General features: G+C 42.0%; 26 protein-coding genes, 3 tRNA genes, 2 pseudogenes and 1 other annotated feature. Of the genes and pseudogenes, 28 read left to right on the forward strand and 3 right to left on the reverse strand.

Annotation, left to right across the window (positions count from 1 at the left end):
• Positions 1 to 201 precede the first annotated feature (201 nt).
• Entirely contained in the window at positions 202 to 684 is a 483-nt protein-coding gene (locus J2Z66_RS28845; RefSeq protein WP_209976206.1) for a hypothetical protein, read from the reverse strand.
• A 172-nt stretch (positions 685 to 856) separates the two neighbouring features.
• Between J2Z66_RS28845 and J2Z66_RS28850 the strand changes: the two genes are divergently transcribed.
• From J2Z66_RS28850 to J2Z66_RS28875, 6 genes are all read left to right on the forward strand, one after another.
• Positions 857 to 1474 (forward strand): hypothetical protein, encoded by a 618-nt coding sequence (locus J2Z66_RS28850; protein ID WP_209976207.1) that lies wholly within the window; start codon positions 857 to 859, stop codon positions 1472 to 1474.
• Between the two features lie 319 nt (positions 1475 to 1793).
• The gene (locus J2Z66_RS28855; protein ID WP_209976208.1) at positions 1794 to 2366 is read left to right on the forward strand and encodes a TetR/AcrR family transcriptional regulator; all 573 of its coding nucleotides are present in this window, start codon (positions 1794 to 1796) and stop codon (positions 2364 to 2366) included.
• Positions 2367 to 2444: 78 nt separating this feature from the next.
• Positions 2445 to 3305, forward strand: coding sequence for an aminoglycoside phosphotransferase family protein (locus J2Z66_RS28860; RefSeq protein ID WP_209976209.1), 861 nt, complete (start codon positions 2445 to 2447; stop codon positions 3303 to 3305).
• Positions 3306 to 3582: 277 nt separating this feature from the next.
• Positions 3583 to 4368 carry a DUF817 domain-containing protein gene (locus tag J2Z66_RS28865; protein WP_209976210.1) on the forward strand — a complete coding sequence of 262 codons (786 nt, stop codon included), beginning with the start codon at positions 3583 to 3585 and terminating at the stop codon, positions 4366 to 4368.
• A 262-nt stretch (positions 4369 to 4630) separates the two neighbouring features.
• Positions 4631 to 5332: a YqeB family protein gene (locus J2Z66_RS28870; protein WP_209976211.1), complete on the forward strand. Its 702-nt coding sequence runs from the start codon at positions 4631 to 4633 to the stop codon at positions 5330 to 5332.
• A gap of 188 nt (positions 5333 to 5520) precedes the next feature.
• The gene (locus J2Z66_RS28875; protein ID WP_209976212.1) at positions 5521 to 6306 is read left to right on the forward strand and encodes an alpha/beta fold hydrolase; all 786 of its coding nucleotides are present in this window, start codon (positions 5521 to 5523) and stop codon (positions 6304 to 6306) included.
• Positions 6307 to 6852: 546 nt separating this feature from the next.
• Here J2Z66_RS28875 and J2Z66_RS28880 read toward each other — a convergent pair.
• Complete coding sequence (locus tag J2Z66_RS28880) at positions 6853 to 7419, reverse strand: TetR/AcrR family transcriptional regulator (protein ID WP_209976327.1); 567 nt, start codon at positions 7417 to 7419, stop codon at positions 6853 to 6855.
• A gap of 194 nt (positions 7420 to 7613) precedes the next feature.
• Here J2Z66_RS28880 and lpdA point away from each other — a divergent pair, with 194 nt between their 5' ends.
• From lpdA to J2Z66_RS28930, 10 genes and pseudogenes are all read left to right on the forward strand, one after another.
• Entirely contained in the window at positions 7614 to 9002 is a 1389-nt protein-coding gene (lpdA, locus tag J2Z66_RS28885; protein ID WP_209976213.1) for a dihydrolipoyl dehydrogenase, read from the forward strand.
• Positions 9003 to 9046: 44 nt separating this feature from the next.
• The gene (locus tag J2Z66_RS28890; protein WP_209976214.1) at positions 9047 to 9679 is read left to right on the forward strand and encodes a biotin/lipoyl-containing protein; all 633 of its coding nucleotides are present in this window, start codon (positions 9047 to 9049) and stop codon (positions 9677 to 9679) included.
• On the forward strand, positions 9663 to 10850 hold the full coding sequence (locus tag J2Z66_RS28895; RefSeq protein ID WP_209976215.1) for an ABC transporter permease: 1188 nt from the start codon (positions 9663 to 9665) through the stop codon (positions 10848 to 10850). The genes J2Z66_RS28890 and J2Z66_RS28895 overlap by 17 nt, the downstream gene beginning before the upstream one ends.
• A pseudogene (locus J2Z66_RS43565) lies at positions 10780 to 10965 on the forward strand (NAD(P)-dependent oxidoreductase); the annotation flags it as partial. The gene J2Z66_RS28895 and the pseudogene J2Z66_RS43565, both read left to right, overlap by 71 nt.
• Before the next feature lie 192 nt (positions 10966 to 11157).
• Positions 11158 to 11715, forward strand: a complete 558-nt coding sequence (locus tag J2Z66_RS28905) for an AAA family ATPase (RefSeq protein WP_245375918.1) — start codon at positions 11158 to 11160, stop codon at positions 11713 to 11715.
• A 147-nt stretch (positions 11716 to 11862) separates the two neighbouring features.
• Complete coding sequence (locus tag J2Z66_RS28910; RefSeq protein ID WP_209976216.1) at positions 11863 to 12237, forward strand: BlaI/MecI/CopY family transcriptional regulator; 375 nt, start codon at positions 11863 to 11865, stop codon at positions 12235 to 12237.
• A gap of 26 nt (positions 12238 to 12263) precedes the next feature.
• Positions 12264 to 13742, forward strand: coding sequence for a M56 family metallopeptidase (locus J2Z66_RS28915; RefSeq protein WP_209976217.1), 1479 nt, complete (start codon positions 12264 to 12266; stop codon positions 13740 to 13742).
• Positions 13743 to 13847: 105 nt separating this feature from the next.
• Positions 13848 to 14429 carry a GNAT family N-acetyltransferase gene (locus J2Z66_RS28920; protein ID WP_245375919.1) on the forward strand — a complete coding sequence of 194 codons (582 nt, stop codon included), beginning with the start codon at positions 13848 to 13850 and terminating at the stop codon, positions 14427 to 14429.
• 230 nt (positions 14430 to 14659) lie between these two features.
• Positions 14660 to 15308 (forward strand): annotated as a pseudogene (locus J2Z66_RS28925) (uridine kinase family protein).
• Between the two features lie 216 nt (positions 15309 to 15524).
• Complete coding sequence (locus J2Z66_RS28930; protein WP_209976219.1) at positions 15525 to 15953, forward strand: SRPBCC family protein; 429 nt, start codon at positions 15525 to 15527, stop codon at positions 15951 to 15953.
• 398 nt (positions 15954 to 16351) lie between these two features.
• Here the strand turns inward: J2Z66_RS28930 and J2Z66_RS28935 are convergent, their stop codons facing one another.
• On the reverse strand, positions 16352 to 17044 hold the full coding sequence (locus tag J2Z66_RS28935) for an MIP/aquaporin family protein (RefSeq protein WP_209976221.1): 693 nt from the start codon (positions 17042 to 17044) through the stop codon (positions 16352 to 16354).
• 227 nt (positions 17045 to 17271) lie between these two features.
• On the opposite strand from J2Z66_RS28935, the gene J2Z66_RS28940 reads away from it, so the two are divergent.
• The 12 genes from J2Z66_RS28940 (at position 17272) to J2Z66_RS28995 (ending at position 26388) form a co-directional block, all read left to right on the forward strand.
• Complete coding sequence (locus J2Z66_RS28940; RefSeq protein WP_376774496.1) at positions 17272 to 17475, forward strand: hypothetical protein; 204 nt, start codon at positions 17272 to 17274, stop codon at positions 17473 to 17475.
• Between the two features lie 323 nt (positions 17476 to 17798).
• Positions 17799 to 18698: an AraC family transcriptional regulator gene (locus tag J2Z66_RS28945; protein ID WP_209976222.1), complete on the forward strand. Its 900-nt coding sequence runs from the start codon at positions 17799 to 17801 to the stop codon at positions 18696 to 18698.
• Between the two features lie 37 nt (positions 18699 to 18735).
• Positions 18736 to 18984 (forward strand): cytidine/deoxycytidylate deaminase family protein, encoded by a 249-nt coding sequence (locus tag J2Z66_RS28950; protein ID WP_209976223.1) that lies wholly within the window; start codon positions 18736 to 18738, stop codon positions 18982 to 18984.
• Between the two features lie 395 nt (positions 18985 to 19379).
• Positions 19380 to 19615, forward strand: a binding site (T-box leader).
• Positions 19616 to 19694: 79 nt separating this feature from the next.
• Positions 19695 to 19767 (forward strand) — tRNA-Phe (locus J2Z66_RS28955).
• A gap of 16 nt (positions 19768 to 19783) precedes the next feature.
• A tRNA-Phe gene (locus tag J2Z66_RS28960) sits at positions 19784 to 19856 on the forward strand.
• 16 nt (positions 19857 to 19872) lie between these two features.
• Positions 19873 to 19944: transfer RNA gene (locus J2Z66_RS28965), tRNA-Phe, on the forward strand.
• A 696-nt stretch (positions 19945 to 20640) separates the two neighbouring features.
• Complete coding sequence (locus J2Z66_RS28970; RefSeq protein ID WP_209976225.1) at positions 20641 to 21210, forward strand: hypothetical protein; 570 nt, start codon at positions 20641 to 20643, stop codon at positions 21208 to 21210.
• A gap of 313 nt (positions 21211 to 21523) precedes the next feature.
• Positions 21524 to 22132, forward strand: a complete 609-nt coding sequence (locus J2Z66_RS28975; RefSeq protein WP_209976226.1) for a hypothetical protein — start codon at positions 21524 to 21526, stop codon at positions 22130 to 22132.
• Positions 22129 to 23208, forward strand: coding sequence for a CHAP domain-containing protein (locus J2Z66_RS28980; protein ID WP_209976228.1), 1080 nt, complete (start codon positions 22129 to 22131; stop codon positions 23206 to 23208). The genes J2Z66_RS28975 and J2Z66_RS28980 overlap by 4 nt, the downstream gene beginning before the upstream one ends.
• Before the next feature lie 244 nt (positions 23209 to 23452).
• Positions 23453 to 25198: a DUF6138 family protein gene (locus J2Z66_RS28985; RefSeq protein ID WP_312894820.1), complete on the forward strand. Its 1746-nt coding sequence runs from the start codon at positions 23453 to 23455 to the stop codon at positions 25196 to 25198.
• A gap of 245 nt (positions 25199 to 25443) precedes the next feature.
• The gene (locus J2Z66_RS28990; protein ID WP_209976229.1) at positions 25444 to 25791 is read left to right on the forward strand and encodes an ArsR/SmtB family transcription factor; all 348 of its coding nucleotides are present in this window, start codon (positions 25444 to 25446) and stop codon (positions 25789 to 25791) included.
• 75 nt (positions 25792 to 25866) lie between these two features.
• Positions 25867 to 26388 (forward strand): SRPBCC domain-containing protein, encoded by a 522-nt coding sequence (locus J2Z66_RS28995; RefSeq protein WP_209976330.1) that lies wholly within the window; start codon positions 25867 to 25869, stop codon positions 26386 to 26388.
• Positions 26389 to 26399: the final 11 nt, after the last annotated feature.

A 26399-nucleotide genomic window follows, 5' to 3' on the forward strand; every position in this document is an offset into this window, starting at 1 on the left:
CTTTACGGATGGGCTTTTTTGATTATGTACTATTTCATAGGAAACATTCATTTGAGAACAGAAGCATGAGCGGATTAGGGCAAAATAATGGAGCCTCCACGGCAGATCTAGAGGCTTCATTATTGTTGGAATACAAAGAATATGGAGCTGAAAGTTGCTCTTTTCTCTGTTACTTGTTGTTGTTCAGGAATAGGTATTCCTTCAATATAGCTTAGAATATTTGCTTCTTTTTCTCATTGTGCTTCTAGAAGTAGCAAAAATAACTGTAACATTTGTTAAAGGGATAAGTTGAATGGAATCACCAGTAACAGTAGTTTCTAGAAAATCTTTTCCAATCTGTACGATCCGTAGATTATTTAAAATTGTGGGGCTATTCGATTGTCCGTCTCTCGCTATTGAATTTAGTGCGACGCTAAACCTTCTTGCAGTTGGGTTTTGTGCTCTTCGGTTAATCGTCATTATTTGAAGACCTGACGGGGAGAGAATAATGGAGTCACTGTTCTGCCTGACAACAATAACAGAGTTCAACACTTTACGAATCTTGGCAGCCTCAACAAGCCCAAAAGGATTGATTAGTGTAGATAAATTTGCACCTATGAGTTGAGATAAGCGCTGTTGGAGTGTAAGCGGAGTTTGTCGATTCCCTTTAACAATAGAAATAGCTGTCTTTTTTTGTGTTATCAAAGCAGTTTGTCTCCTTTAATCAGGTATTTTAGAACATGGTATGTTTTTCACATGAAAATGTGTGGGTGTTAAGAGTCCACACTGTCCATTTTTTAAATAAGGTATTCTGTATTCCAACACAAGCCAAGTTGAATTTTTTCCCATACCTTAAAGTAATAGAGGAGGGATGAAAATGATTTTAAGAGGGCTTGTGGATTTTAACATTTCTTCTAACGTACCCCAGAATACGATAAATTTGAACGTTGAGTGTGGAGGAGGACTACCGACCAATTTATTTAATATCCCTAATGGTTCTGTTGTTACCCTACAAAGAGGGTGCGTAAAGAGAAAGGTCAAAGTATTACAAGGTGATGCATCTGAATGTGATTTTAATTTCGCAGATATGAATCCCATAACCGCTAGACCTTTCCAAATTAAAAGCGAGCAACGTTTCTTACTTACGTTTAACGAAAAAACCAAAGTATTGAGGATGTTTCGAGCACCTGTCACTAAAATCGTTGAGCGATTTATTCTTGACCAGAATGAAACCAATAACAACCTTATAACCTTCACTGACGGCACATTTGACCGACTGGGTATATTGGATAAACGAACGATAATTAACGTAAGACGAGGTAAAGTTTGTAGAACCTTCCGTATAGCAACCATAGGAGACATACCTGACGGTAGTTTTAGACTAACGGCAGTGAATGCAAGAAAATATGGTCTGAATAGTGGTAAATCATATCAATTGGCTTATAATCAAATAACAAACAATCTCACCATACTAATGAAAGTCCCAAACAGCTAAACAAGTTCTACTTTCCCCATTATAAAAGGTTTTGGCACAAACGGTTAAAGGATAATTAAAAGGATGCTGCGTGGACTGCTTGAAGATTTGTCAGAGTGACAGTGGCGAAAACAAAGTATAACCACTATGGACATAATACTCCATAACGCCAGGCTGCCGACATGATCGGCGGCCTGCTTATCTATGTGGCAATACCCCAAAACAATGGGGGGCCATTAAGTGAATAAATATATTGACATTCCATTTTTAACCATATATTCTATTGTAATAGAACGGTTGTTATATAACATATGTATTTATAAATTGTGGAGATGATGAAATGCCCCCAAAAGCAGAGATAACGAAGGAAAAGATTTTAGAGGCAGCGTTTGAAATGGTACGTGAAAAAGGGCTGGAGGTACTGACCGCCAGAAGTATAGCGCAAAGACTTAGATGCTCTACCCAGCCTATTTACAGCGTATATGGAAACATGGAAGAGGTAAAAGACGATGTGTTTAACCAAGCAGTTGACTTTGCCCTTGCCAGCATGAAACAGTTCGACAATGACAAAAACGAGTTTGCCATGAATTTGGCGATCGGTTGCCTGCTATTCGCTCGAAATGAAAAGCATCTTTTCAGAACGCTATACCTTTCTGACTTTAGAATGGATTACTTAAAAAGGAATAAAAATAAGCTTAATGAGGAGTTGTATGCTGCTTTTTTGCAGATCGATAGCCGGTTAAGTACGATTGAAGAGAGCAAGGCGGAAAAAATATTTCTTAAATTAACTACTTATTGGCTTGGAATTGGCACGATGATTAACACCAACTCATTAGAACTTGATATTAACGAGGCTACAGAAATGTTAGAAGAAATGTACCAAAATCTAACGATAAAAGAAGGATTAACATAATATAAAAGATGACAAGATGCTGCTGCAAATAGAAAGTCTTATGTCTCACTCATTAAATCCGAAGAAGGAGAGAGCAGCATGATCAAAAAATTAGGTAACAAAATTGGAGAAGGAGGATGCGGGGAAGTATTTGAATGGGAGGACGAGAGCAAGATCGTCAAGTTAGCAAAGCCTACCACGAGCACCGCTGCCTTACAAGCAGAATTACATCATTGCCGAATCGCCTGGGAGTGCGGGCTGCCTGTTCCCCAGCCGTTTGAACTGGTGAATATAGAAGGCCGCTCAGGTATTTTGTTCGAGCGTATTTATGGCGATTCGATCATGAATCGTTTTGTTGACAGAGCCATAGAGCAGTCCAAGCTGCAGCAACCACTAGATGTGTTCGACGACTACGTCGATGCCCGAATTACGGCACGACTTTTTTATCAAATCCATACGCATTCGGTTCCCAATATGCCGAGCCAGCGGGAAAACATCAAGTATGACATTCGGCGTGCTCCATATTTGCCTGAGGCCGACAAAGCAGCAGTGATTGCCCAATTGGATCAATTACCGATGAAACAGCAGCTCTGTCATGGAGATCCGAATCCGGGCAACATACTGCTCCGGGATAATGATGCGGTAATTATTGACTGGAGCAATGCTTCGACCGGGAATCCGGAAGCTGACTTGGCCGAATATATCGTTATGATTCGATATGCGATATTGCCCCCGCATCTGCCATGTGAAGCGGGTGTCGTTCTAAATGCAACGCGGGAGGCTAGCATTCGCATGTTTATGGATGAATACGAGAGGCTATCTGGCGTTGGTTATGCAGACATCGATTCTTGGATTGCCCCTATTGCAGCACGCAAGCTAACCGCCGATGTAATAACCGAAGAGGAGAGAAATTTGCTTGTGAACGAGATTAGAAGAAGGCTCCATAGCAAGTCCAGCTAATTATTATTAATTGTGAGTACAGATATGGAACCATGAGAAAGTTTTAACCTATTTGGGAACCAATTAAGCTAACGGGACACTATAGTACTATGACAACAGGCTGCCAGCATTATCGGCAGCCTGTTCTGTTAACAGGCAGAACTGAAAACAAGAAAATTTAAATAAGCAATTTTCTCTTTTTCCAAACTCAATACACCTATATGATTAATAAAAGATAAGTACTCAAAATTGATCAATCGTAAGATTAAAAGGGTATGGGGAGAGGAGATAAACATCATTGAAACCTTTAGTACAACTACTGCATTTTGGCTATCATCAGGCGATGAGCTGCATATTTCCTGTTGCTATCTTTGGAACATTAGCTCTCTCTAGTGCAATAGAGATACCGTTCCTTCATCGTTATGATGCTATTCTACTTATATTGCTTGGAGTGCAATACCTCATGTACCGCAGCGGATTAGAGACGCGTGATGAAATCAAAGTAATTTGTATATTTCATCTTATTGGTTTGATGCTGGAGATATATAAGGTGTGGATGGGATCATGGTCATACCCTGAGTCTGGGTATACTAAGATATTTGGTGTCCCACTCTATAGCGGATTTATGTATGCAAGTGTAGCAAGCTTTATGTGTCAGATATGGCGGAGACTGCGGATGGACATGACAGGCTGGCCTGGGCTTACGTCTTCGGTTCTGCTAGGAGGAGCCATCTATTTCAACTTTTTCACCCATCATTTTATTCCCGATTTTCGTTGGTGGCTGACGGCACTTGTATTTATTGTCTTCTGGAAAACATGGATCATATATCGGGTACGGACTATAACTTATCGTATGCCTTTAACGCTTGCTTTTATCATTGTAGGATTTTTCATCTGGTCAGCTGAAAATATAGCCACGTTTTTTGATGCTTGGAAATACCCTGACCAGCACGAAACCTGGAAGCTGGTTAGTTTCAGCAAGATCAGCTCGTGGTTCCTTCTGGTAATCATTAGCGTCATCATCGTTGCCCAGCTTAAACATGTTAAAGCTAGCCGAACAACGAACGATTCAGGGTTGAACTAGGGGGGACGGAAGTTTTATTCATGTTGAAATGGCATCTGGAAATCCAGAATCATAGAAGGGCTATCATTCTGTCATACTGACTGAAGATAGCCCTGTTGTGCGTATGCCAGCGCAATCGACTATTGAAAATTTAGAGGTCAACGGCTGACCAGGTAAGCGGTGACTAATGATTTAGAATTGACAGGAATGAAAAAAAAGATATAATTTGATTAAATGATCAATTTTTTGAGTGATCGATCAAACGAGAAAAGGTGTGGTTTCGATGGGAGAAAATAAGGAAACGATTCTAGGTTTGAATAAGTTAGAAAAAACATTTATCGTTGTGGTTCCCATGATACTTGGAGCAGTCATTGGCTGGTTTATTCCAGTTATTGCAGAGGGGGCACTCAAACTTCCAGTCGTTCCCATGGAAAAATTATTAATATTTATCGCTTCACTTAATCATTTTTGGGTTTCGATCGTTGCTTCAATTATTGGTGCTTTCGTGGGTCTGTTTTGTGCATTCATGGTGTTTAGTGATAGCCTTAAAGTGACGGTATCAGATAATCAATTGAAGTTAGTAGTAGGAGATTCAGAAAAAATCATTGAGAAAAGACAAATTTCTGCGGTTTACTTTGAGAATAAGAACCTTGTAGTACTTGGACAAAGAAGTCATGAATTGTGCCGAGCCGTCCTTGACATGAAGTTGGAGTCTGTTCAGGAGGCTTTTCATCAGCATAGATACCCTTGGAAGGATGAGGATCCTTTTGTTGCTCAATACCAAAGGTGGGTTTTAGACGCCCCGAATATCTCATCACATATCCATGCCATGCTGAATGTCCGAGAGCGTGCTTTAAAAGAAGATAAAAAGAAAGAAGCTAAATATTTGCGCGAAGACCTGGCTGTATTAGGTGTTGTTATTCGAGACGAAAAGAAGAGTCAATATATAAGGTTGATTACTGGAATTGACTCTAATGCAACGTAATAATTAAGCACGAAAGGAAATAAAAACATATGAAGTTCAAATTCGTGTAGGGGAGGGTTATGTCAATTAGCTAATTTCCAGGAACAGTTGATGATTCATCGCCTATAAACAAAGAATAGACATTCACCTATGTTTACCTGGGTGAGTATCTTATTGTAGAGACGATTTTAGTTGACGGAGGAATTGGCGTGGGATACTTTGTTACTGTAGAACCAGGTGTAAACATATATGTAGAGGATGTTAACCCGGAGGGAAATAAAACTATATTATTTATACATGGATGGCCTTTAAGTCATAAGCAGTTTGAATATCAGTTTAATGTTCTTCCAACGATGGGATATCGGTGTATAGGCATTGACTGGAGGGGTTATGGTAATTCGGATAAACCTTTCAGAGGCTACAATTTTGACAGATTGGCAGATGATATTAGTGCAGTAATAAGGGCGTTACAGTTAAAAGACTTCACACTAGCAGGACACTCCACAGGAGGAGCGATCTCGATTCGATATATGGCTCGATACCAAGGTTATGGAGTCTCCAAACTTGTTCTTATAGACGCTGCATCTCCAACTAGTGTTCCAGAAGAATTTGCAAATAAGTTCATTACAGAAACATACAATGATCGCCCTAAAATGTTGCAGGGAGTAACCGACCTTTTTTTCTTCCAGTATATTACTGGACCATTCTCGGACTGGTTCTTTCAGCTAGGATTACAAGCAGCTGGCTATTCAACCGCGGCAGTCATGACTGCATTAAGAGATGAGAACGTGTACCATGATCTTGGTAAAATATTAATACCTACGCTAATTATTCACGGCATCCATGATAAAATCGTTCCGTTTACCAATGCTCAGGAGACAAATAAACTAATAAAAAATTCACGGCTTGTTCCATTTCATTACAGCGGTCATGGTCCCTTCTGGGAAGAACGTGACAAGTTCAACCAGTTATTAATGCAATTTATTGGAGGATAGTTCACTTCAGTTAACGGGACACTTTAGTGGAGGGGCTTGTTACATAGAAGCTCCTCTTTTTCATGGGAAAATTTGTTGTCGGTATGTTGCTTGAAGATGATACGTTGGCAGTAACCGTTGTGAAAGCGATCCACACTGGCGATGGGGAGCAAGCTTTCACCTCCGGACAAGATTACCGTAGCTTTCTGGTGCGCTTGCCACGGTGGACAGCGGAGATCTGCAGAGTACCTTCTCGACCGAGGTCCTGAACTGAACTGGATTTCGGTTTGGGATGGATTGACCCCACTGGATGCAGCGCAACGTAGTCCCGCTACAGAACTGATTCAATGGTTGCGTAGCCATGGCGCCAAATCTGCCAGTGAACTATGAATCATAATTTGGGTTGTTGAGTTTCAAGCTAGAGCTCTTGAGGATTAAGCTGCCTGGGTACGCTAGTTTAATGAGGACTCTATATAATCGATGAAGGGGCTGCCGCGACAGCTCCTTTTTCATTTTCACAAAATCAGAGATTTAATACATGTGGTTGTCCGAAGCCTTCTGGTAGGGCTAGGTCTTAATTAAATCTTTGGCATGCTTCTTGCCTGCCGTGAGGAGGCTGTCACTCAGCTTGGAATTATTAACAGATCGTGCCAGCATAAGCGTCCCGACCATGTTACTAAGCAGAGCACTGCCTGTGGACTTATCGACTTCCGCCAGATCGGAGATAAAATCAATCATACGCTCCAACTCATCGGTGAAGACCTGACGAACCTCTGCTGACGATCGGGCTATTTCACCGGTAAGGGTGGGGAGAATGCAGCCCATCTCCGTTTTGTCACGATGATACTGACTTAGGTAGTAATCAATGACAGCATTGATTTTGGTGCCTTGCTTTTCCTGGTCAGCGGCTTCCTGTAGAAGGGCAATCGTATCGCTGATGGCATATCGGCAGGCTTCGGCTACCAGTTGTTCTTTGTTATCAAAGTGGGCATAGAACCCTCCATGAGTCAAACCGGCTCCTTTCATAATGAACGGGACGCTGATGTCGCGAATCCCATTCTTACGAAAAGCTTGGGCAGCACTTTCGATGATCTTGCCTCGAACTTTTAACTTATGGCCTTCAGGATAAGGCATCACAATCACTCCATCACTCATAGATCTACTTTGAAATATTATAACCATCATAATAAAGCGAGTCAATTCTCCTGTTGCAATCGTAAGTTTCAAAAAAAAGAAAAATGAGAGCTATTGACTGTTCTAAAATATGATGGTTATAATATATTACGTTCATCATATTTTAAAATTATTAGGTTAGGAAGTGTCAGGGGATGAGTCAGCTTGAAGCGGTAGACACATTGGTTATTGGATCAGGTCCGGGAGGTTATACAGCGGCGCTGCGATCCGCACAGCTTGGAATGAAGACGGCAGTTGTAGAACGTGGCCAGATTGGCGGGGTTTGTACTCATGTAGGCTGTATTCCTTCCAAAGCATTGATTGCAGAAGCTCAACGCTACAATTTGCACAGAAAGTGGAATAAGGCGGTTGATTCAGCTCCCTTTGAGAATGCTCAGGCTTTCAAACAAGCGGTCGTGAACAAGCAGGCCGGAGGAGTCGATTATCTATTAAAGACTGCTGGAGTAACGGTTCTGAAAGGAGAGGCAAGCTTGGTTGATGAGCATAAAGCTGCTATTAAACAACCAGGAACAGAACAAATGATTTCTTTTAAAACCGTTATACTGGCAATGGGTTCTCGTCCGATTGAGCTGCAGGCATTGCCATTCAGCGGACGTATCTTGTCTTCCACGGAAGCTCTGTCGCTTTTTCAAATTCCAACCAGCCTGGTTATTATCGGTGGTGGATATATCGGTGTGGAGCTAGGTCAGATGTATGCGAAATTTGGCACAAAGGTGACGATTCTAGAGGGAGGAGAACAAGTGTTGTCAGGATTCGAGGTCGATCTTGCGGCCCCTGTTATCCGGCAGTTGAACGCCGACGGCATCACCATCATAACGGGAGCGACAGCTATAAAAGCGGAACAGGATGCGGATATGCTAACGCTTCATTATTTGAAAAATCAGGAGCAGTTTCTTACTACAGCGGAGTATGCACTAGTGATCGTTGGAAGAACGCCGAATACAGACGGGAGTTTAGGGCTGGAGCGCACCGGCTTGCAGGTAACAAGCAGGGGATTGATCGAAACAGATGAACAGTGCAGAACAGCTATTCCACATATTTTTGCAATTGGAGATATTACGAAGGGTCCGGCGCTTGCCCATAAAGCTTCCTATGAAGCTAAGGTTGCAGCAGAAGCCATTGCAGGTAAACCTTCTATCGTTGATTACAAAGCCATCCCGCTTGTCGTTTTTTCTGAACCGGAGTTGGCTAGTATAGGTCTAAGTGAAACAGAAGCAAAGGAAAAAGGCATTTCAGTTATCATTGGCAAATCTTCATTCACCATTAACGGCAGAGCATTGGCGCTGAAAGCATCAGAAGGGTTTGTCAAAATTATAGCGGATCAGGCGTCAGGAATTGTAATGGGTGCGCAAATTGTTGGCGTAGAGGCGTCAACCCTCATATCGGAGCTTGCTTTAGCTATCGAGATGGGAGCGACCGTAGAGGATTTGGCTATGACCATCCATCCCCATCCTACATTAGGGGAAGTGATCATGGAGGCTGCCGAGAACGCCGTTAGAAAAATCATGATGAATAGAAACTAAGAGCAGTATGTTAGAAGCATTCAGGGAGAGGGAGAGACAGAACAATGAAACTTAAAATGGGTCTGTATATTGGAATTGCGGTGGTGCTTATCGCAGGAGGTTCGCTTCTTGCTGCTAAAGGGAAGGATGCAGTCAGCCAGGCTGAGAGTAGAAAACAAGGGATGATTGAAGCGGAGCAAAAGACGATTGTGTATGACAAAAGTCATGGAACAATCGTCAAGGTCAACATTGCTGTAGGCGATTCCGTCAAAAAAGGAGAGAAGCTATTTAAAGTTGAATCAGCTGAAGGAGGCCAAGCGGATGTGCTTGCGCCGGATGACGGACAGATCAGCAAAATAGTTGTAAAATCGGGGGACAAGCTCGCGCAAGGGATGCCGATTGCGGTTGTGCAAAAGACTGCCTATTATGCAGACCTCTATGTACAAGAAGCTGCCATACAAAAGCTAAAGGTCAATAAAAGTGTTAAGGTTCATTTTCCGTATCTGAATCGCCCTGTCCAGGTCGAGGGTGTTGTCGCTTCGATTGCGGCCGCCCCTCAATTTGCCAGCTTGCGCATGACGCGCGAGAGAGGGCAAGCCGATTTAAGCATGTTTCTGGTCAGAATATCCATAGAATCAAATGATGATCTCCTTCCGGGTATGACTGCAGAGGTGAATCTTGATGAAATCGCTGATTGAGGAGTGTAAGTATGTTGCGGGCAGTAAGTTTCTTATTGCTATCTTTATTGGTCCGCTAATTGCGGCTTTGTTCTTTGGTTTGATGTTTTCGAATAACCAAATCAGCAAATCGCCTGTTGTTGTTATTGACGAGGACCACAGTTCTTATTCGCGGCAGTTGATTTCCAAATTGAATGCGTCCCAATATTTGAAAGTCACGAATGTACTCCCAAGCCGCATGGATCCCCAAACATTGCTGGCAAACGAGCAGGCTGTAGCAGTTATCATGCTTCCGGATCAACTGGAGCTGCGCAAGCTGCAGGGGATGTCTTCGAATATCGGGATTTTAATGGATAACACGATGCCCTCAGGGCTCACGGGTATCCGAACCGCCATCCAGGAGATCATCACAACGGAAAATACGATTATTTCCATGACCCGTCTCGCTCAAACTGGGATGGATACCGATACAACGAAAGGACTTTTATCTCCGTTATCCCTCCAACAGCGCATGCTGTTTAATCCGACGACAAGCTATGTCGGCTTTATGGTGCTGGGATTTGTCAATATCATCGTAGTCATGATGACAACTAGCGCAGCGGGATCTATTGCACCTCGTCTCCGGGCAGAAGGGAAGCTGTTTGCTTACGGTAAATCGCCTGCACAGCTTTGGATTCGCAGCGTACCTTACGCTGTTCTGAGTACATTCTCGTTACTCCTATGTTATGGATTATTAAAGCATGTGGGAAACATGCGATTTGAAGCGGAGCCTTATCTTTTTATTATTCCTTTGCTGGTTTATTCTTTTGCCTTATCACTAATGGGGATTTTGATTGGTTATTCTGCCAAAGATGTTTCCAAAGTGGGCTTACGAACAAGTTTAGTAGTGTACCCATCGTTTCTTGCTACGGGAATTCAGTTGACACCGCTTGCGTTTCCAACATTTTTTCAAGTCACTGCATGGGCGTTGCCGCTGAACTGGCTTAACCGTTTAGTACGCGGAATGGCGTTTAGGAATGGAGCGCTGACAGCCTATGGTCGGGAGATGGGGGCACTGCTAATCATTATTGGCGTGGTGTCTTTGTTAATCGGATTGCTGATGCTTCGGGAAGCGCGTAAAGGCATTTCGACCACAGCATCAGGATCAAGTTCCTGGTCTGGAGTGTCTCATGATACCACGACCCATTTTTGATTATCCTGGGTATGTCGGTAGCTGCAAGCTGAAAGGGAAGATTGCGATCATTACTGGAGGTGATAGCGGATTTGGGCGTGCAATTGCAGCGGCATATGCCAAAGAAGGAGCCGACTAATGACCTTAGTGATCAAGATGCCGCTGAGTAAAGGGCAGGAGAGTTATATCAGAATCATGAAAAAGTAAAGATTAAGCCCCTAAATTATGGTATTGTGGATTATATATAAATAACTGACAAGACAACCAGATTCAAAATATTTGGGGAGAGTGATACAAACTGAAAACAATATTATCCTTACAAGGTTTTATGGCATCAGGAAAAACAACATTAGCTAAAAGATTAGAAAATAAACTTAAAGCAGTAACTTTTTCGTTCGAGAATCCTATACCCATGATTGAAAAGAGAAAGAAACTAAATCTAGATATGAACAAAGAGAAAGATTTTATCATAAATCAAAGGATGTTTATTGAAACAGAAATCGAGCGTTTCCAAAGTCTTCCCGAGGGCAAAGTTATCTTTGATCGGGGTCCAGAAGACATTGAGTTTTTCACGCTGTATTTTCCGTTATCGATAGGTCAGAATTGGGATGTTAAAGGGCAATTAAAAAAGGAGCTTCAGGAACTTGGGGATTGCCGGTCCGACTTTATTGTGTATTTAGATGCAAGCGAGAATACTCTTCTCAATAGAAAACAAAATGATCATTCCAGAAAAAGAGGTTCTTTTGAAAAGTTTATACAAATGTATCCATACGAAAAAGAATGGTACAACCAATTTAATACCACATTCATTGATGTTGATCATAAAACACCCGAAGAGTTGGAAGATTGGACACTAAATTATTTGCATGGAATCGGATTTATATAGCTCAAAAAGAGTGGAGAAACGGGGATTGAAGCTAATTACGGTCAGTACAGTTATGTTAAATAGAAAGTGTTGTGAAAATTGACAGTCAAGGATTACAGATGTAATATAAACACATTGACTACAATTGTAAGCGAGGATGTGTTAATCATGAAGAATATTCCTCAAATATCTGATGCTGAATGGGAAGTAATGAAAGTGCTTTGGGCTAAATCTCCCATGTCTTCAAGCGAAGTTGTGGTGATGTTGGAGGGGAAATCCAATTGGAAAGCGAAAACAATCAAGACCTTGATAAGCCGATTAGTACAAAAAAAAGCAGTCGGTTTCAAAGAGGAAGGAAGAACTTATCATTATTATCCTATAGTGACCCAGGAGGAATGCTCAAAGGCTGAAAGCCAATCATTTCTAAAACGTATTTATGGCGGAGCACTCCAGCCGATGTTCGTTCATTTTTTACAGGAGGAGAAATTATCTCAAAAGGATATCGAAGAATTAAAAAATATACTTGAGGAAAAGACAAAGTAAATCGATATAATCGAGGGAAGGACAGGGTGATTGTGGATCATTTTACAATGCTCACTTTAGATTTTTTTAAATGGGTTTTAACTACATCTGCTATGGCCAGCCTCTTGGTTGTTCTTATTCTTTTAGTTAAATTTGTGCTGGGAAATCGATTGAAGCCTAGGTGGCACTATATATTATGGCTGCTTTTGACCTTGAGACTTCTAATTCCGTGGGTTCCAGAAAGCTCCTTTAGTATATTTAATCTTTTTACCGGGGCAAAGACTCCGCAAATGAATACAACGAATTACGACTTAGATCATCGAATAACATCCGCTAGCATATTTTCAGAAGAGACCACAGGCCAAATTTTTATATATGATAGCAATATTCCAATAATTTTGAAAATTATTTTATGGATTTGGGTGCTTGTCGTTATATTTTTAGGTGTTTACACTTTTGTTATCCATAGGAAATTTGCCAACAGACTGCAAAAGCAAAGTTGTATCAGTGATCCCAATATTCTGCAAATGTTTGAAACATGTAAACAAGAGATGTCCATCCAGAGGTCTATTCCGTTGATGTGTTCGAATCAAGTAGCGAGTCCAACTCTTTTCGGTTTTTTTCATCCGGTTTTAATCATGTCAGAAGCAACAATAAAGACACTCAGATCTGAACAGCTGCGTTATATTTTTCTTCATGAGTTAGCCCATTATAAAAGAAAAGATATTACAATCAATGGGTTGATGCAGGTTTTACTTATTCTTCATTGGTTTAATCCGATACTTTGGTACGCATATCGCCGTATGCGCGAGGACCAAGAAATCGCATGTGATGCCCGCGCCCTTACTCAAATTCAATCCTATGAGTCCAAGGAGTATGGACAAACTATTATAACACTGTTGATGAACATATCCGAACAAAGGCAACTTCCAGGAACGGCAAGCCTATCCGGTAACAAGGCACAACTCAAAAGGAGAATAACAATGATAAATTTGTTTAAACAAAATTCCTATCGCTGGTCGATGCTTGGAATATTTGTACTAGTTATATTAGGGAGTTTACTACTTACGAATGGCAAAACATCAGCAATTACTTCCGAAGCTCAACGCACTTTGGAAGCATTCCTAGATAGTGCAATAGAAGGGAATTTTGATAAAGCTTTTACTTATGTGACTGCGACAGGAATTAGCGAGAAAGATTTAAGAAGCGAATTTGAAAATGGTTTAAATCAAGATACACTCATTTCTTACAAGATCATCAAGTTTTTCAATGACGATGCTACGCATGCAAGTGCAGTAATTACCATTAACGTTAAAGGGCAAGGTGAAGGAATGGTCACCAACAGGTTAATCATGAAAGAAGGCATATGGAAAATAGACTTTGGTAACTATGCAACTCCTGGTGAAACAGAAGTTTTAAATGGAAGAGATCAACGTTCCAGTCTGGCAGAAATTTATGAGAGGAGAACTTACGAGAGTAAAAACTTAGGCAATGCCCAACCCAGTATTCAGCCAACTACTAGATAACGTGGTTAAGCTTACGGGCAGAAAAATTGAATTCTAGGTCCTCAATAATCTGGTATAATTTTTAGTGTGATGATGACTGCTTTGGAAGAAGGGGCGTGGTTGATATTGATAAAAGGTGAAATTCAACTTGAAGGGAAAAGAGTAAGACTAATTCCTATGTCACTCGAACATCTTGACGGATTATTTGAGGCCAGCAACCAAAGTGAAATTTGGAAGTACAGCCCGTCCGAAGTTAGTAAACCTGAGCATTTGGAAATGAATAAGAAAATAGAATTAAGAGATCAGGGATTGGGGTATCCGTTCGTGGTCTTTGATAAAGATGTGAATGAGATTGTTGGGAGTACTAGTTATATGAATATTTCAGAACGAGACCGGAAGCTTGAAATTGGTGGCACTTGGTTACATCCAAAAGTTTGGAGAACTAGTGTAAACACAGAGTGCAAGTATCTATTGCTGAAATATGGCTTTGAAGAGCTGGACCTTGTTCGAGTACAATTTCGTACAGATGCAAGAAATGAAAGATCCAATCGCGCAATTCAAAGGATTGGAGCACAGTTAGAAGGAACCTTGCGTCAAGAGATGATCATGCACGATGGGCATTTTCGGGACTCTAACGTATATAGCATCTTGGATAAAGAATGGGATGGCATAAGAGACAAGCTGCTTGGCTATTTAAGCAATGGTTGACCATACGAAGGGGTCCCAAACACTGCTAGATTTTGTCGGTTTGATAATTAAACATTACGAGGAACGATAGTTAAATACCGATGGCTGCCAAAACGAATGGCGGCCTTCTTGCTCTAACGGGCAGTATAGTTAAACAAGAATAGGGGACTTATTGTAAAGTATAGATATTATTAAAGGCTGTATAAAACGCAAGATAATGAACATAAAACAATAAGGCAAATGGGGGGGATATGGACAGGATTTTACATCAAATAGCCAATTTGAGTAGAAGTGAGGATAAAAGATTCATCATTGGGATTTCGGGTCATGGTGCCTCTGGAAAGACAACGTTCGCCCATAATCTTTTAAAGCTTCTGCGACATGACGATGTGAATTATATCAATACGGACCCCTACATTATCGGTTCTCATCTTAGGAAGAGTACACTTTAATCAACTATGAATACAAGAATGAACACCATCAAGAGAGAATGACAGCTTGTCATTCTGCTGCTCATAATATATTCGCTTTAGAGAGAGATATTCATATGATGAGAGATGGTTTAGATTTTTATACAATAGGCACGAACTATACAAAGAGTATGTTGATTCCTTCACAAAACAAAATAAATATTGTTGAAGGCATGTCCGTTGCCTTTACAGATCTCAATTTGTATGACTTAAAAGTTTACTTGTATACAGATGGGGAAACCGAGCTGATGAGAAGGAGTATACGTGATGTTACTGAAAGAGGAACAGATATAAATTATTTAAGAAAATCCCATGAAGAGCGTAGAATTCAATATGAAATTTATTTATGCATCCTTATCATCGGAATTTTGATTTAGTTTTAAAAACTTCCAATGAAAACTATATTATTGAAAAGGGTTGTATTAATTAAATCTGGAAATATACGTCTCATAATAGCTAACGGGCAGGATAGTTTAGAAATGCGTCAGATTTCTCAACAGAAACATAGCAATCGATAAGAAATCACATCAACTGCACCATGGTACATTAAAGGGAGATTCGAAAATTCTGAATATATGGATCACGGTAACAAATTAGGGACTAACTACAAAATTAAATCCTTACATTGGAAGGGGAATGAGCAAATATGGCAAATATCGAGCACTTACAGACTGTGAACGTTCCAGCTTCAAAGGTATATGAAGCATTAACCACTGTAAAAGGGCTTTCAGAAATATGGACAAATGAACTAATAGTCAATGATCAGATAGGTTTTACAAATGAGTTCCGATTCGGTGGCAAAGGCTTAACAAAGATGCGAGTTGATGAGCTTGTTACCGATAAAAAGATTTTATGGCAGTGTGTAGATTCAGATCCAGAATGGATAGGTACGACTATTTCCTTTGATATCGAGGAAAAAAACGGGAAGACTTCTATCATTTTTCGTCAGATGAATTGGGAGGAAGTGACCGCATTTTATCGCGTATGTAATTATAACTGGGCTATTTTTCTATATAGTCTTAAGCAATATTGCGAAGAAGGCGAGGGTCTTCCGTATCATAAACGGAAGTTTTAGAACCATTAGAAACAAGGATTAGTCGACTAAAGTATAAGCTCCCGACAATTGATTTCGCAAGTATTGGGTAAGTACAGTGGAGCTGTCAGCCAATTCTTGACAACCTTCGTTCAACTAATGGGTACCATAGCTCACATTACTTTGCCATGGGTGTCCTAAAGGCGCTTAGTTATGTGAAAGTACTTGGATGAGGACATTTGCTTACGGAAAGCGAATGTCCCCTCCGCCGTTTTGACGGAAGGGGCTAACTCAAAAAAATTTTTTGTTCTTTCGGGTCAAACTCAAGCGCGTTACCTTCAACTATGGGTTAGCCCGAATCTCCCGCATTCATGGTTCAGAAAAACTATGTTGCTTTGTAGGAAGGGCGCCTTCCAAGGAAACCTTCCTATTTTTGAAATTTAAGTATTTTTTTCTTGATTCCTATTTAGTCCCCGATATGCAGCAACGGCCAGCGCCGCGCCGGCAAGCGGAGAGATAAGAAACACCCATACTTGCGATAAGGCCTGCCCGCCAAGCAGAACCGCCGGCCCCAAGCTTCTTGCGGGGTTGACGGAAGTTCCCGTTAAGCCAATGCCAAGAATATGTACGAAAGCGAGCGTTAGCCCGATGACCAAGCCGGCCACGCTTCCATTGCTCTCGCCTGAGGTCACCCCAAGAATCGTATAAATAAAAACGAAGGTTAACAAGACCTCGACGATTACCGCCATCAGCGCCGGTATCCCGATCCCATAGCCAGCGCCGAAACCATTCTGACCCAGCCCCGTCACGGCCTTGCCTGTGGAGTCGATGATGGCATATAGTAGGGCGGAGCCCGCGATTGCACCTGCAATCTGCGAAACAACGTACCCTATAAAGTGGGTGACTGTCAGCTTCCGACTGATGAGCATGGCAAATGAAACCGCCGGGTTGATATGACACCCCGAAACTGGACCGATGACGTAGGCCATCGCCACAATGGTCAAGCCGAATGCTAGTGCGATTCCCAAATACCCGAGCTCACCACCTGCCGTAGCAGCACTGCCGCAGCCGAATAGAACAAGTACAAATGTTCCGATGAATTCAGCAACATACTTTTTGAATGAAGCGTTCATAATCTACCTCCAGTTTATAAAATCAAAATCGATTCTTATTATAAACGGGACAAATGTACAGAAACTGAACAACCGTCCCGGAATCTGATTTATTAAGCATATACAGAAAGACCCGTAAAGATTACTCAAGGGGGATATTGATGGCAACCAGAGGTTGCGGAGCCCTGCAACCACAGCTGTCTTTACTTTTCGCGTAGGGTCTTAATGACGTATATATTGGTGAAAGGTTGCTGCTGAAATATGATTTTTGGAGAGAAGCCATCATTAACGTAAGCGATCTCTTTGGTTTAACGATTGATGAATTATTAAGAAGCGATGAGGACATTACATTGCTCGGCGGGAAGTTTTTATGGAATTTTGGATCTTTATTTCTAATGGTCGGTGCTGGAGTTTGTTCCAGTATCCTCAAAGAGAAATATAAAAAAGACTAACCAGCTCCTTTATAGCTCATTGTAAACTTACCGTTACAGACAGCGCGGAGAACCAGACCGCATGCACCATCCAACTATGGGGTGAGTGGTACTGCCAACTTTCGCATACGAAAACAAAGAAAAGGTTGCCTTTATTAACATTGATTCTGATTTATATAGTTCCGCTAAAACTATTTTGACTGTTCTAAATGAGCATATTATACCAGGAACAATTTGTTCCATTAACGTTATAATGATTTGAGTAGACGCAACTTAGTTGTGCACAAATAGTTGCGATGCGATGCTGCAACTGCTTTATACTTCGATTGAGAGGAGGGAATCAGATGGATTGGCTAGCGAGGATGAATCGGGCAATGGATTACATTGAAATGAATTTAACTGGAGAGATTGAACTGACTGAAGTTGCCCGTAAAGCTTGCTGTTCGTCGCATCAGTTCCAAAGAATGTTTTCATTCATTACGAATGTGACGCTTGCGGAATATATTCGGCGTAGACGGCTTACTCTGGCTGCACTTGAATTGCAAAATAGCGATGCTTCGAAAGTTATCGATATTGCCCTAAAATACGGCTATGAATCCCCGGTTTCTTTCGCGCGAGCTTTTCAATTGCTGCATGGTGTTACTCCGGCAATGGCCCGTAAAGACGGGATCGCGCTCAAAGCCTATCCTCGGCTTTCCTTCCTTATTACGATTAAAGGAGCAGAAGCCATGAATTATCGTATCGAAACTAAGGAGGCTTTTCAAGTATTTGGCATCGAAGGAGTGTTTCATACAAATGGAGGCGGTGAAGCACCTCATACGCCAGCGCAATTGTGGCAGCAATGCCACGCCAATGGCGAAGTTGAAAGACTTGCTGCCAGTGCTGGCGACTTCCCTTCTTTTGTAAGTCAGGATTTATATAAAGTACATGCGGTTTGCAGCTATAGAAAAACTGAAAGTGATACTTTTCCGTATATGCTGTGTGCATTTAAGAGCGAGTCCAGCAAAACAAATGGATATTCTACCACAACGATCCCTGCGCAGACTTGGGCGATTTTCCCGTCAGAACCATTCACCTGGGATACATTTGATGATACCATCGAGACGTTATACCGGCGATTTTTTTCCGAATGGTTGCCAGCAGCGGGATATGAGCAGGTCGATGGAATGGAATTGGAAATCTACGGCGGTAGAGACGGACTCAACTTTGTTGAACTATGGTTCGCTGTACGAAAAATTGCTTAAGCGTAGATTATATGAAAGTTGGAAACGGGAGAAAAGCATGAGGACATATAACTTAACGCAAAGTGATCATGAGCTTATTACAATGGCACTTCACGTATTAGAAAAGAACTTTGATGACGGGGTCTATAACCACACTGTTGGTGGAGCAATCCGCTGTAAGAATGGCAAGGTATATCTTGGCATCAACTGTGATGGCATTCATGGCTCCTGTGCGGAATATATTGCTATTGGAGCAGCTATTACAGCAGGTGAACGAGATTTTGACAATTGTCGCCACTCACGATAAAGCACATAACTGCTTATTACCGCCATGCGGGAACTGCCGTCAGATGCTCCTTAAATATTGCCCTGATATCAAGGTGATCTTAAACGATGAGAAAGGAAATCCAGTTAAAGTTGAAGTGAAGGATTTGTTGCCTTTAGCATATGCACGTATTGTTGTGAGTGATGGGTAGTACTTTCAAATCAAAAGGCGAGAAGTACTTGAGGAAACAGGTTATCGAGTAAAAATCATTTCTTTTATTGGCAAGGCACAAAGATATTTTCTATCTCCTCAAAACGAGCCTATTCTGAATGAGGGAACATCAAGCATGGGCAGTAAAAGCGCATAGAACAACGCTAATATAATGAAATCGTTGACGAATTCCATTTTTTAACATACAATATTGAAAACAAAATACTGTAGATGCAAAGATGGAGACAAGTAAATCAATACTTCCTTACAGGGATGAAACGTCGAAGATTGAGAGCGTTTCTTAGGAATAGGTTGGTTGAATTTCACTCCGGAGCAGTTCCTTGAACCTAGTTCACTAGTAGTAGGGGCAACCGGTTTAACCGTTAAATTATTAAAGAAAAATTTCCTGTGTGACAACAGAAAATTTTAAATTTGGGTGGTACCACGGCTTCTCGTCCCTTTGGATGAGGAGCTATTTTTATTCTTATAGTATTATCCACATAATCTAATTTTTGTTTGGTAACATCAAATTCTAATTTCAAGGCTCGGTAGCTCAGTCGGTAGAGCATAGGACTGAAAATCCTAGTGTCGGCGGTTCGATTCCGTCTCGAGCCATATACCCAAATAATAAGGCTCGGTAGCTCAGTCGGTAGAGCATAGGACTGAAAATCCTAGTGTCGGCGGTTCGATTCCGTCCCGAGCCATATACCCAAATAATAAGGCTCGGTAGCTCAGTCGGTAGAGCATAGGACTGAAAATCCTAGTGTCGGCGTTCGATTCCGTCCCGAGCCATATGCCCAATAATAAGGCCCGGTAGCTCAGTCAGTAGTGCGTAGAATAAACTCCTATCATTCAGTGCAGCTTTGCAGTAATGAAGCATTCGTTTCGTTAATACCATTTGTTCTCCAAGGGAATCAGGAAGGAAGCGTAGTTTTTTCCATATCGCTCCTATCCCTTTCCCTCAAGAAATCAACCTCTACTGGTAGTACATTTGAGCGGGTGCTTCACTTAATGATGTTTTTCATCGTTAAAGTAAGTGTTTCCAGGCCTAACATCACTTTAATGATGATTTTCATCGTTAAAAGAGGTCGGATGGTCCCCTCAGGGTGGATAACAGGGTTTTAATGATGTTTTTCATCGTTAAAGTAAGATAGTGGAGAGAAAGTGGTGCTTTTAACGATGAAAATCATCGTTAAAGTTAGTAAAAGTAACAAAACCTCTCCATTCCGCAGTCCCAGCTCCCGCTGGGATATCTCCTCCAACCGAGACAAAAACCCTGGCTGGCTGTCCGTTTGAGCTTGCTGTTTGTGTGATTCGTGCGATTGTAGCTAAAGAGAGGGAATGCACTAACGCCATGAACATGCTCATCATACCAGAAGGGCTGCCGCTACAATCTTTTTGGCGTATACTTGAAACATATGGAAACTTCAGAACGTTTAATTATTGTGGAGTTTATGATGTGATGTCGGAGTTAGAAGGAGGGGGCTAATGAAAAGAACTATACATTCAATTTTGCTGTTTTGTCTAGTTGTAAGTTTTATGGCAATCTTCAGTCCTGCGCCCGCTTACGCATGTTCTTGTGCGATGCCTCAAACTGTCGAAGCACAATTCAATCATTCGGAAGCGGTTTTTGCTGGCCGTGTTATTGAGGTGAAAGAGGATAGAAGCTTGGGTGGTAGGATATCTAAGTCCGCACTGTTCGAATTAAGCCAAATATGGAAGGGTGGATCTGAATCTCAACTTATTATTCAAACTGGCAGCGGCGGTGGCGATTGTGGATATAATTTTGAAGAAGGTAAGGACTATTTAGTGTATGCCCATCCCTCTACGATGTATAGTGATAAAGAGGCTCTTGTAACTATAATTTGTGACCGGACAAATGTAATAGATCAAGCTCAAGAGGATTTAGCTATTTTAGGCAAAGGTAAGGCACCAACAGAGCATGTAAATCTTAAAGGCGAGTTCGATCGTGCACATCCATATGTGTGGTTTGCATTGAGTGGAGTTGTGCTAGTGGGTATGATAATTTTCTTCGTTTGGCGTAGAGTAAGAAGGTAATACTCAAAGAAGGGATGAAGTAATTATTTTGAAACGTTATGTGAATATAGCACTTATTTTTAGTTTCGCTGCATTAATTTTTGTTATGTTTATCTCATCGCTGCTTGGCATTGTCTGTGGGATCATTGGTATCGTAATAAGTGCACTGCACATGAAGACTGATAAAAAGAAATGTATGGTTGCAATTATAATTAGTACTATCGCAATACTGGTACCTTTCATCATGGCATTAGTTCTAGCTAGTTCGCTCGACGGATTTTGATTAGTAGACTGCTATTATGGGACATACCCAAAAAATATTAAGGAGGCCCTCATGGCTTGGAGTGAATTGAAATCTGTTCCTAACGAATACAATGATGTGATTAAGGCTATTGATGAAAATATCCTAAAATTACTTATGGAACGTAAAGGTATCTCGAACGGCAGAAGATTTTTTCCACCAAATGAAATTGTGAGTGCATGGGCAGTAGAATTCGATCTGGATATTCCCCAAATTAATGGGCTCATTCACAGCCTTACAGAGAGTAGTACCATCACTTTACCCAACGGACCTGGCAAATTAATTAATGTCCTGCCTATCATGAAAAAGTCTGCTATCGATGGTTTTGAATATGAAATAACACATTCCATGCAGCATGAGAACGGTAGCATTGTGTTTATTGAAATTAACCAATTAAATGAGGATGAGAATACCGGCCACGTTCGCCCGAAATTACTTTTAGATGTAAATGGAGAACAAGAATATAGCGTACATGGAAAGGGTGCTCATGGTGGCGGTGGACATACCCAGCTGAGCTTTATGGTAATTCCGCGTCTGCCCGATGGTATCGAGGAGTTGAAATTCAGATTGATTCCATATGCTCATCCAATGGAAGCTCGGCCTAAAGAGATAATTTTGGACAAAGAGGTATCATTCGAATGATTTGTGAGAACAAGTTTAAGCGGCTTGAAAGTGTTCGTGGTCTTGTTCATGAAATGCTTCTTAATACAGAGAATACCTCCGTGAAACAGGAAGTTTATGTTCATCTTTTTGGGGTTTCAAATTTTGCTTCAATGCTTGCTATGAGAAGAGGGCAAGATTCGGAAATCGCTGCGATCGCGGGGTTGCTCCATGGTTTTTATTTCTATAAAACTGGAATTAAAGAATTCCCTGGTCCCAACAGTGCAGATGCAGTAAGACCTATAATACGTAGCACTCAACTCTTTACCGACGAAGAGCTGTTTTTCATTCTACGTGCGATCTTTTATCAAGAAGATAGACATCAAGTCCATGGCACCTACGAAGAAATTATTAAAGATGCTATTTTATTGCAAATGTACTTTCAGAATACAGGTAAAAACTTATCCAAGGCGGATATGCATAGACTGCAAAATGTGTTTATTGAATTGGGAATTTCAGGTGAGCATGTAGAAGCGGAATGTGACTCAGATACGGGAGCATTGAAGAGAAACGCTGAAGACAGACGTCTTATGCTGGCTGATTTTGCAGAAATGCTTGCAGGGCAAAACATTATTGGCGTCCCGGAAGATGAACGTTATAGGGAAATTTGCAAATATTGGCCGGACTCAGATATCTATAAAGTACTGGAAGGGAAGTGGTGCGCTGCATTCGTATACCACTGCTGTATGCAGGTTGGAATTCTACTGCCAATTCGATATCCGAATTGCACGTATCGATTAGCTGGGGTTGGCGCGTGGTTGGATTGGGCCCAGTTGCCTGAAACAGGATTTTTTTATCACGATAAACAAGATGGATTTGAGCCAGCACGTGGTGATATTGTCGTTTATGAGAAGCTTCTATCGGATGATTCTCACGACCATACCGGAATTGTTATAGCTTGTGATGACAACAAAATTCTGGTTGCAGAAGGTAATAAAGACAATAAAAACTACTCCAGTGTGTTATACAGGGATAGAAGCCATTGTATTCACGGATATATCCGCATAGACAACAGCTATCAATTTCATTTCAGTGGGGAATACATACCGATTCGTTAATATTAAGCGTCCGCCTTTAAAGATTTGTTCCCACCTCCTTATCGATTCCATTCAAGGAACAAATTTTAATAGCGGCTGGAGCCCACAGCCATTCCCTCTGCAACGCACCCAATTCACGAACACGCACATCAAAGGACGCCTCGCAAGGCGTCTTTCTCGTGCCCAATTGTTTTGTCTGCTAGGACGGGTTATTATAGAAAATAACTCACAATTAGCTGTATTCTTCAATACAAAGGGGCATAAGATGGACATGGATCTTACTCTGGAAACGATTCTGGACAAGATGAAACAAGAGATTGATAAATGGACGGCCAAAATTAGTAATAAGGACGCGGAAAAAATCGTAAAGCGTACTTCGCTGCAGGTTGGAATTCATGATTATGCTCTGCTCGAATATGCCAAGGGCAGGGTGAAAGTGACGGATAAGGAGCTCGACTTGAAGACGCCGGAAAAAAAGACCAGACACAGCGACTCCAAGGAAGCTCTGACCGAGGAACAAGTGCGAGAGCGGATCGTGCCTGAACTTGCTTCTTATATACGGCATAAACTGGACGCGATGCCGCCAGCGTTGATCGACTATCAATTTATTTTAAACGGCAATTTCCTGGCACGTGAAGGTGAGGTCAAAGTTTGTATTCTCGAATACGTCGACGAGACGAAGAAGAAGTATCTACTGGAACGCATCTGCTCATATATCGATGATAAGCTCGAAGCGGGAAAATATCCGACCAAGCCGTTAGAGACATTTTTCCTCTCCAAGCATCTGTTGGACGAGAGGCTGTTTCCAGATTTGGATGCCGCCCGGATCATTTCCACTTTCGAGAACATTCAACGAGTGAATACAGGGAACAAACATCTTGCAGAAAATCGGAATTATTTGACTAGAGCTTTACGGAATTGGGTGGAAAAACAATGGATTCCCCGTTATTTTGATGAAATAGGGGAAATAGGGACACAGTGGCAAAAAGAATATAAGAAAAAAAGCGATGGCCGGCTGGAAAATACCGAGCAAGGTCCGATCGAACTGGTCATCTATGCCGCAACGTTGATTCTGAAATACGAGCCCTCCTACAGTAGAATCACGGGATTGGATTTTTTAAATTTTGCTATCGAGTTGGGAAGTGCCGGGGCAAAACGTATGACGAAGGAAGGTAGCGGAACGTTTGCCATGGAAGACGTAAGCTTTCATGACGAACTGGTGGAATGCACAGCCAATGATGTGTTTGCCAAAGCAACCATAGCCATTAAGCAGGAAACGGAGGAGAGCTACGCGCGTGCGCTTCGGTTTCTAACTCGCTTGTTAAGCCTTGGTTTCCACAAAAGCTATCAAATCAAGCTGAAATCCGGCGTCAAGCAATGGCTGCCGATCAAAGGTTTGGCCAAGTCGGGAACACATCGCTTCTTCGCCAACGCCCTGGAATATCCGAATTTGCATCCCTTGCTGGAGGCGTATGCCCGGGCTGCGATGGAACCGTTCGAATGGTATGCGGATACGGAAGGGGAAAAGAATTGTATGCCAGGCAGCTATGCGGTCTTCGGTCTCGGGTTGGCGGATCAGGCATATTTTCCGTTAGTTGAAGAATATATGGGGAAGGTTGATGAAGAACACCAGTCCGTTCAGAACGACTTCACGGTTGCTTTGGTTGAGAGACATGGCGTTAACACGGAGACGATTCCTACGCTGGTGAAGTGCATGCTGCATAGCACAGATTCGATGAAGCTAAAGATCAAAGCCGATATGGAAGATGAGAAGCATCTTAGGCTGCTGCTCGATCAGGTTCAAGGCTGTCAGGACTATGAGATAGAGCTTATCGTTTACTTAATCTGGGGCGGAGCAGATAAGCTGAAGAAGATAGCCGTTAAAACGGAAGGGGATCGGGGAAAATGGCTCTCCGAGCTGGCGCAGACCGCCAGCTTCAGTTCCCCGCGCTATCCCAGGTATGAAGATCTGCTTCAACATATTAAGAACTTCGAAAGATGGAATGAATGAGTATGGCAACTCAAATTAATGTGATTACCCCGATCGGAACTTTCATTGGAAAATAACCGAAGTTAGCAATGATGAAGGCCTAGCAAGCGCCATTAACACAGTTTCGTCGTCTTCTCGCTAGACGGTGAAATTCATTTTAAATATTCCTTTACAGGAATATTCCTTGTGTGGTATATTATTTTCATAAGGAAATACAAACTTCAAGCACCAAGTGAAGAACATGTACAAATACAGCAAGAGAACGGATGATGGCCATGAATCCTAACGTCATGAGTGCCTTGGCGGAGCCTAACCGTATGCAGATTGTTGAGCTTTTGCGCGAATGTCCGCTCACCGTAGGGGAAATCGCTGAAAGGCTGCAGCTGCGCCAGCCGCAAGCATCCAAGCATTTGCGTGTTCTAAGTGAGGCTGGTATCGTGGAAGCCCAGGTGGACGCGAACCGCCGGATCTACAGGCTGCGGCCGGATCCTTTTCGGGAGCTGGACGATTGGCTGGAGAGCTATCGCTTCATCTGGGAGGAGCGGTTCGACCGCCTGGATGACTACTTGCAGAAGCTGCAGGGCAAGGAAGCACGGAAAGAGCAGTCAGACTAAGCATGGATAATGGATGAGTTTTTGAGCGTTGTGGCAGGACTATTTTGAGCAAATAATCATATTGAGGAGGAAGTTATAATGACTAATCAAATGGTATCCAGGGTAGAAGGAAAGGTGCTTATTCTGGAGCGTGAATTTAATGCTCCTCGTGAGCTAGTGTTCCAGGCGTTCTCGCAAGCGGAGCATCTGAAGCATTGGTGGGGTCCGAGAGGCTGGACGCTTCCGGTTTGTCACGTTGATTTCCGCGTAGGCGGGGTTTGGCATTATTGCATGAAGTGCGAGGACAAGAACCAGGGCGATTTCTATGGCATGGAATCATGGGGTAAGGGTGTGTACCAAGATATCGTTGTGCCTGAGAAGATTGTTTATGTGGATTATTTCTCAGATGCGGAGGGGAATGTGGCAGAAAATATGCCCGAAACCAACGTAACGTTGGCATTCATCGAGACTGATAGCGGGACAAAGATTATTAGCAGATCGGAATATGCGACGCTTGAAGGACTACAGCAGGTGATGGATATGGGCATGCTGGAGGGTATCACAGATACCTGGAACAGACTGGTCGAGCATCTGGAGTCGATTCAGAAGAGCTCTTAATGGGAAAGTGC

It is taken from the genome of Paenibacillus eucommiae, from assembly GCF_017874215.1.
GTDB classification, from domain to species: Bacteria; Bacillota; Bacilli; order Paenibacillales; family NBRC-103111; genus Paenibacillus_AI; species Paenibacillus_AI eucommiae.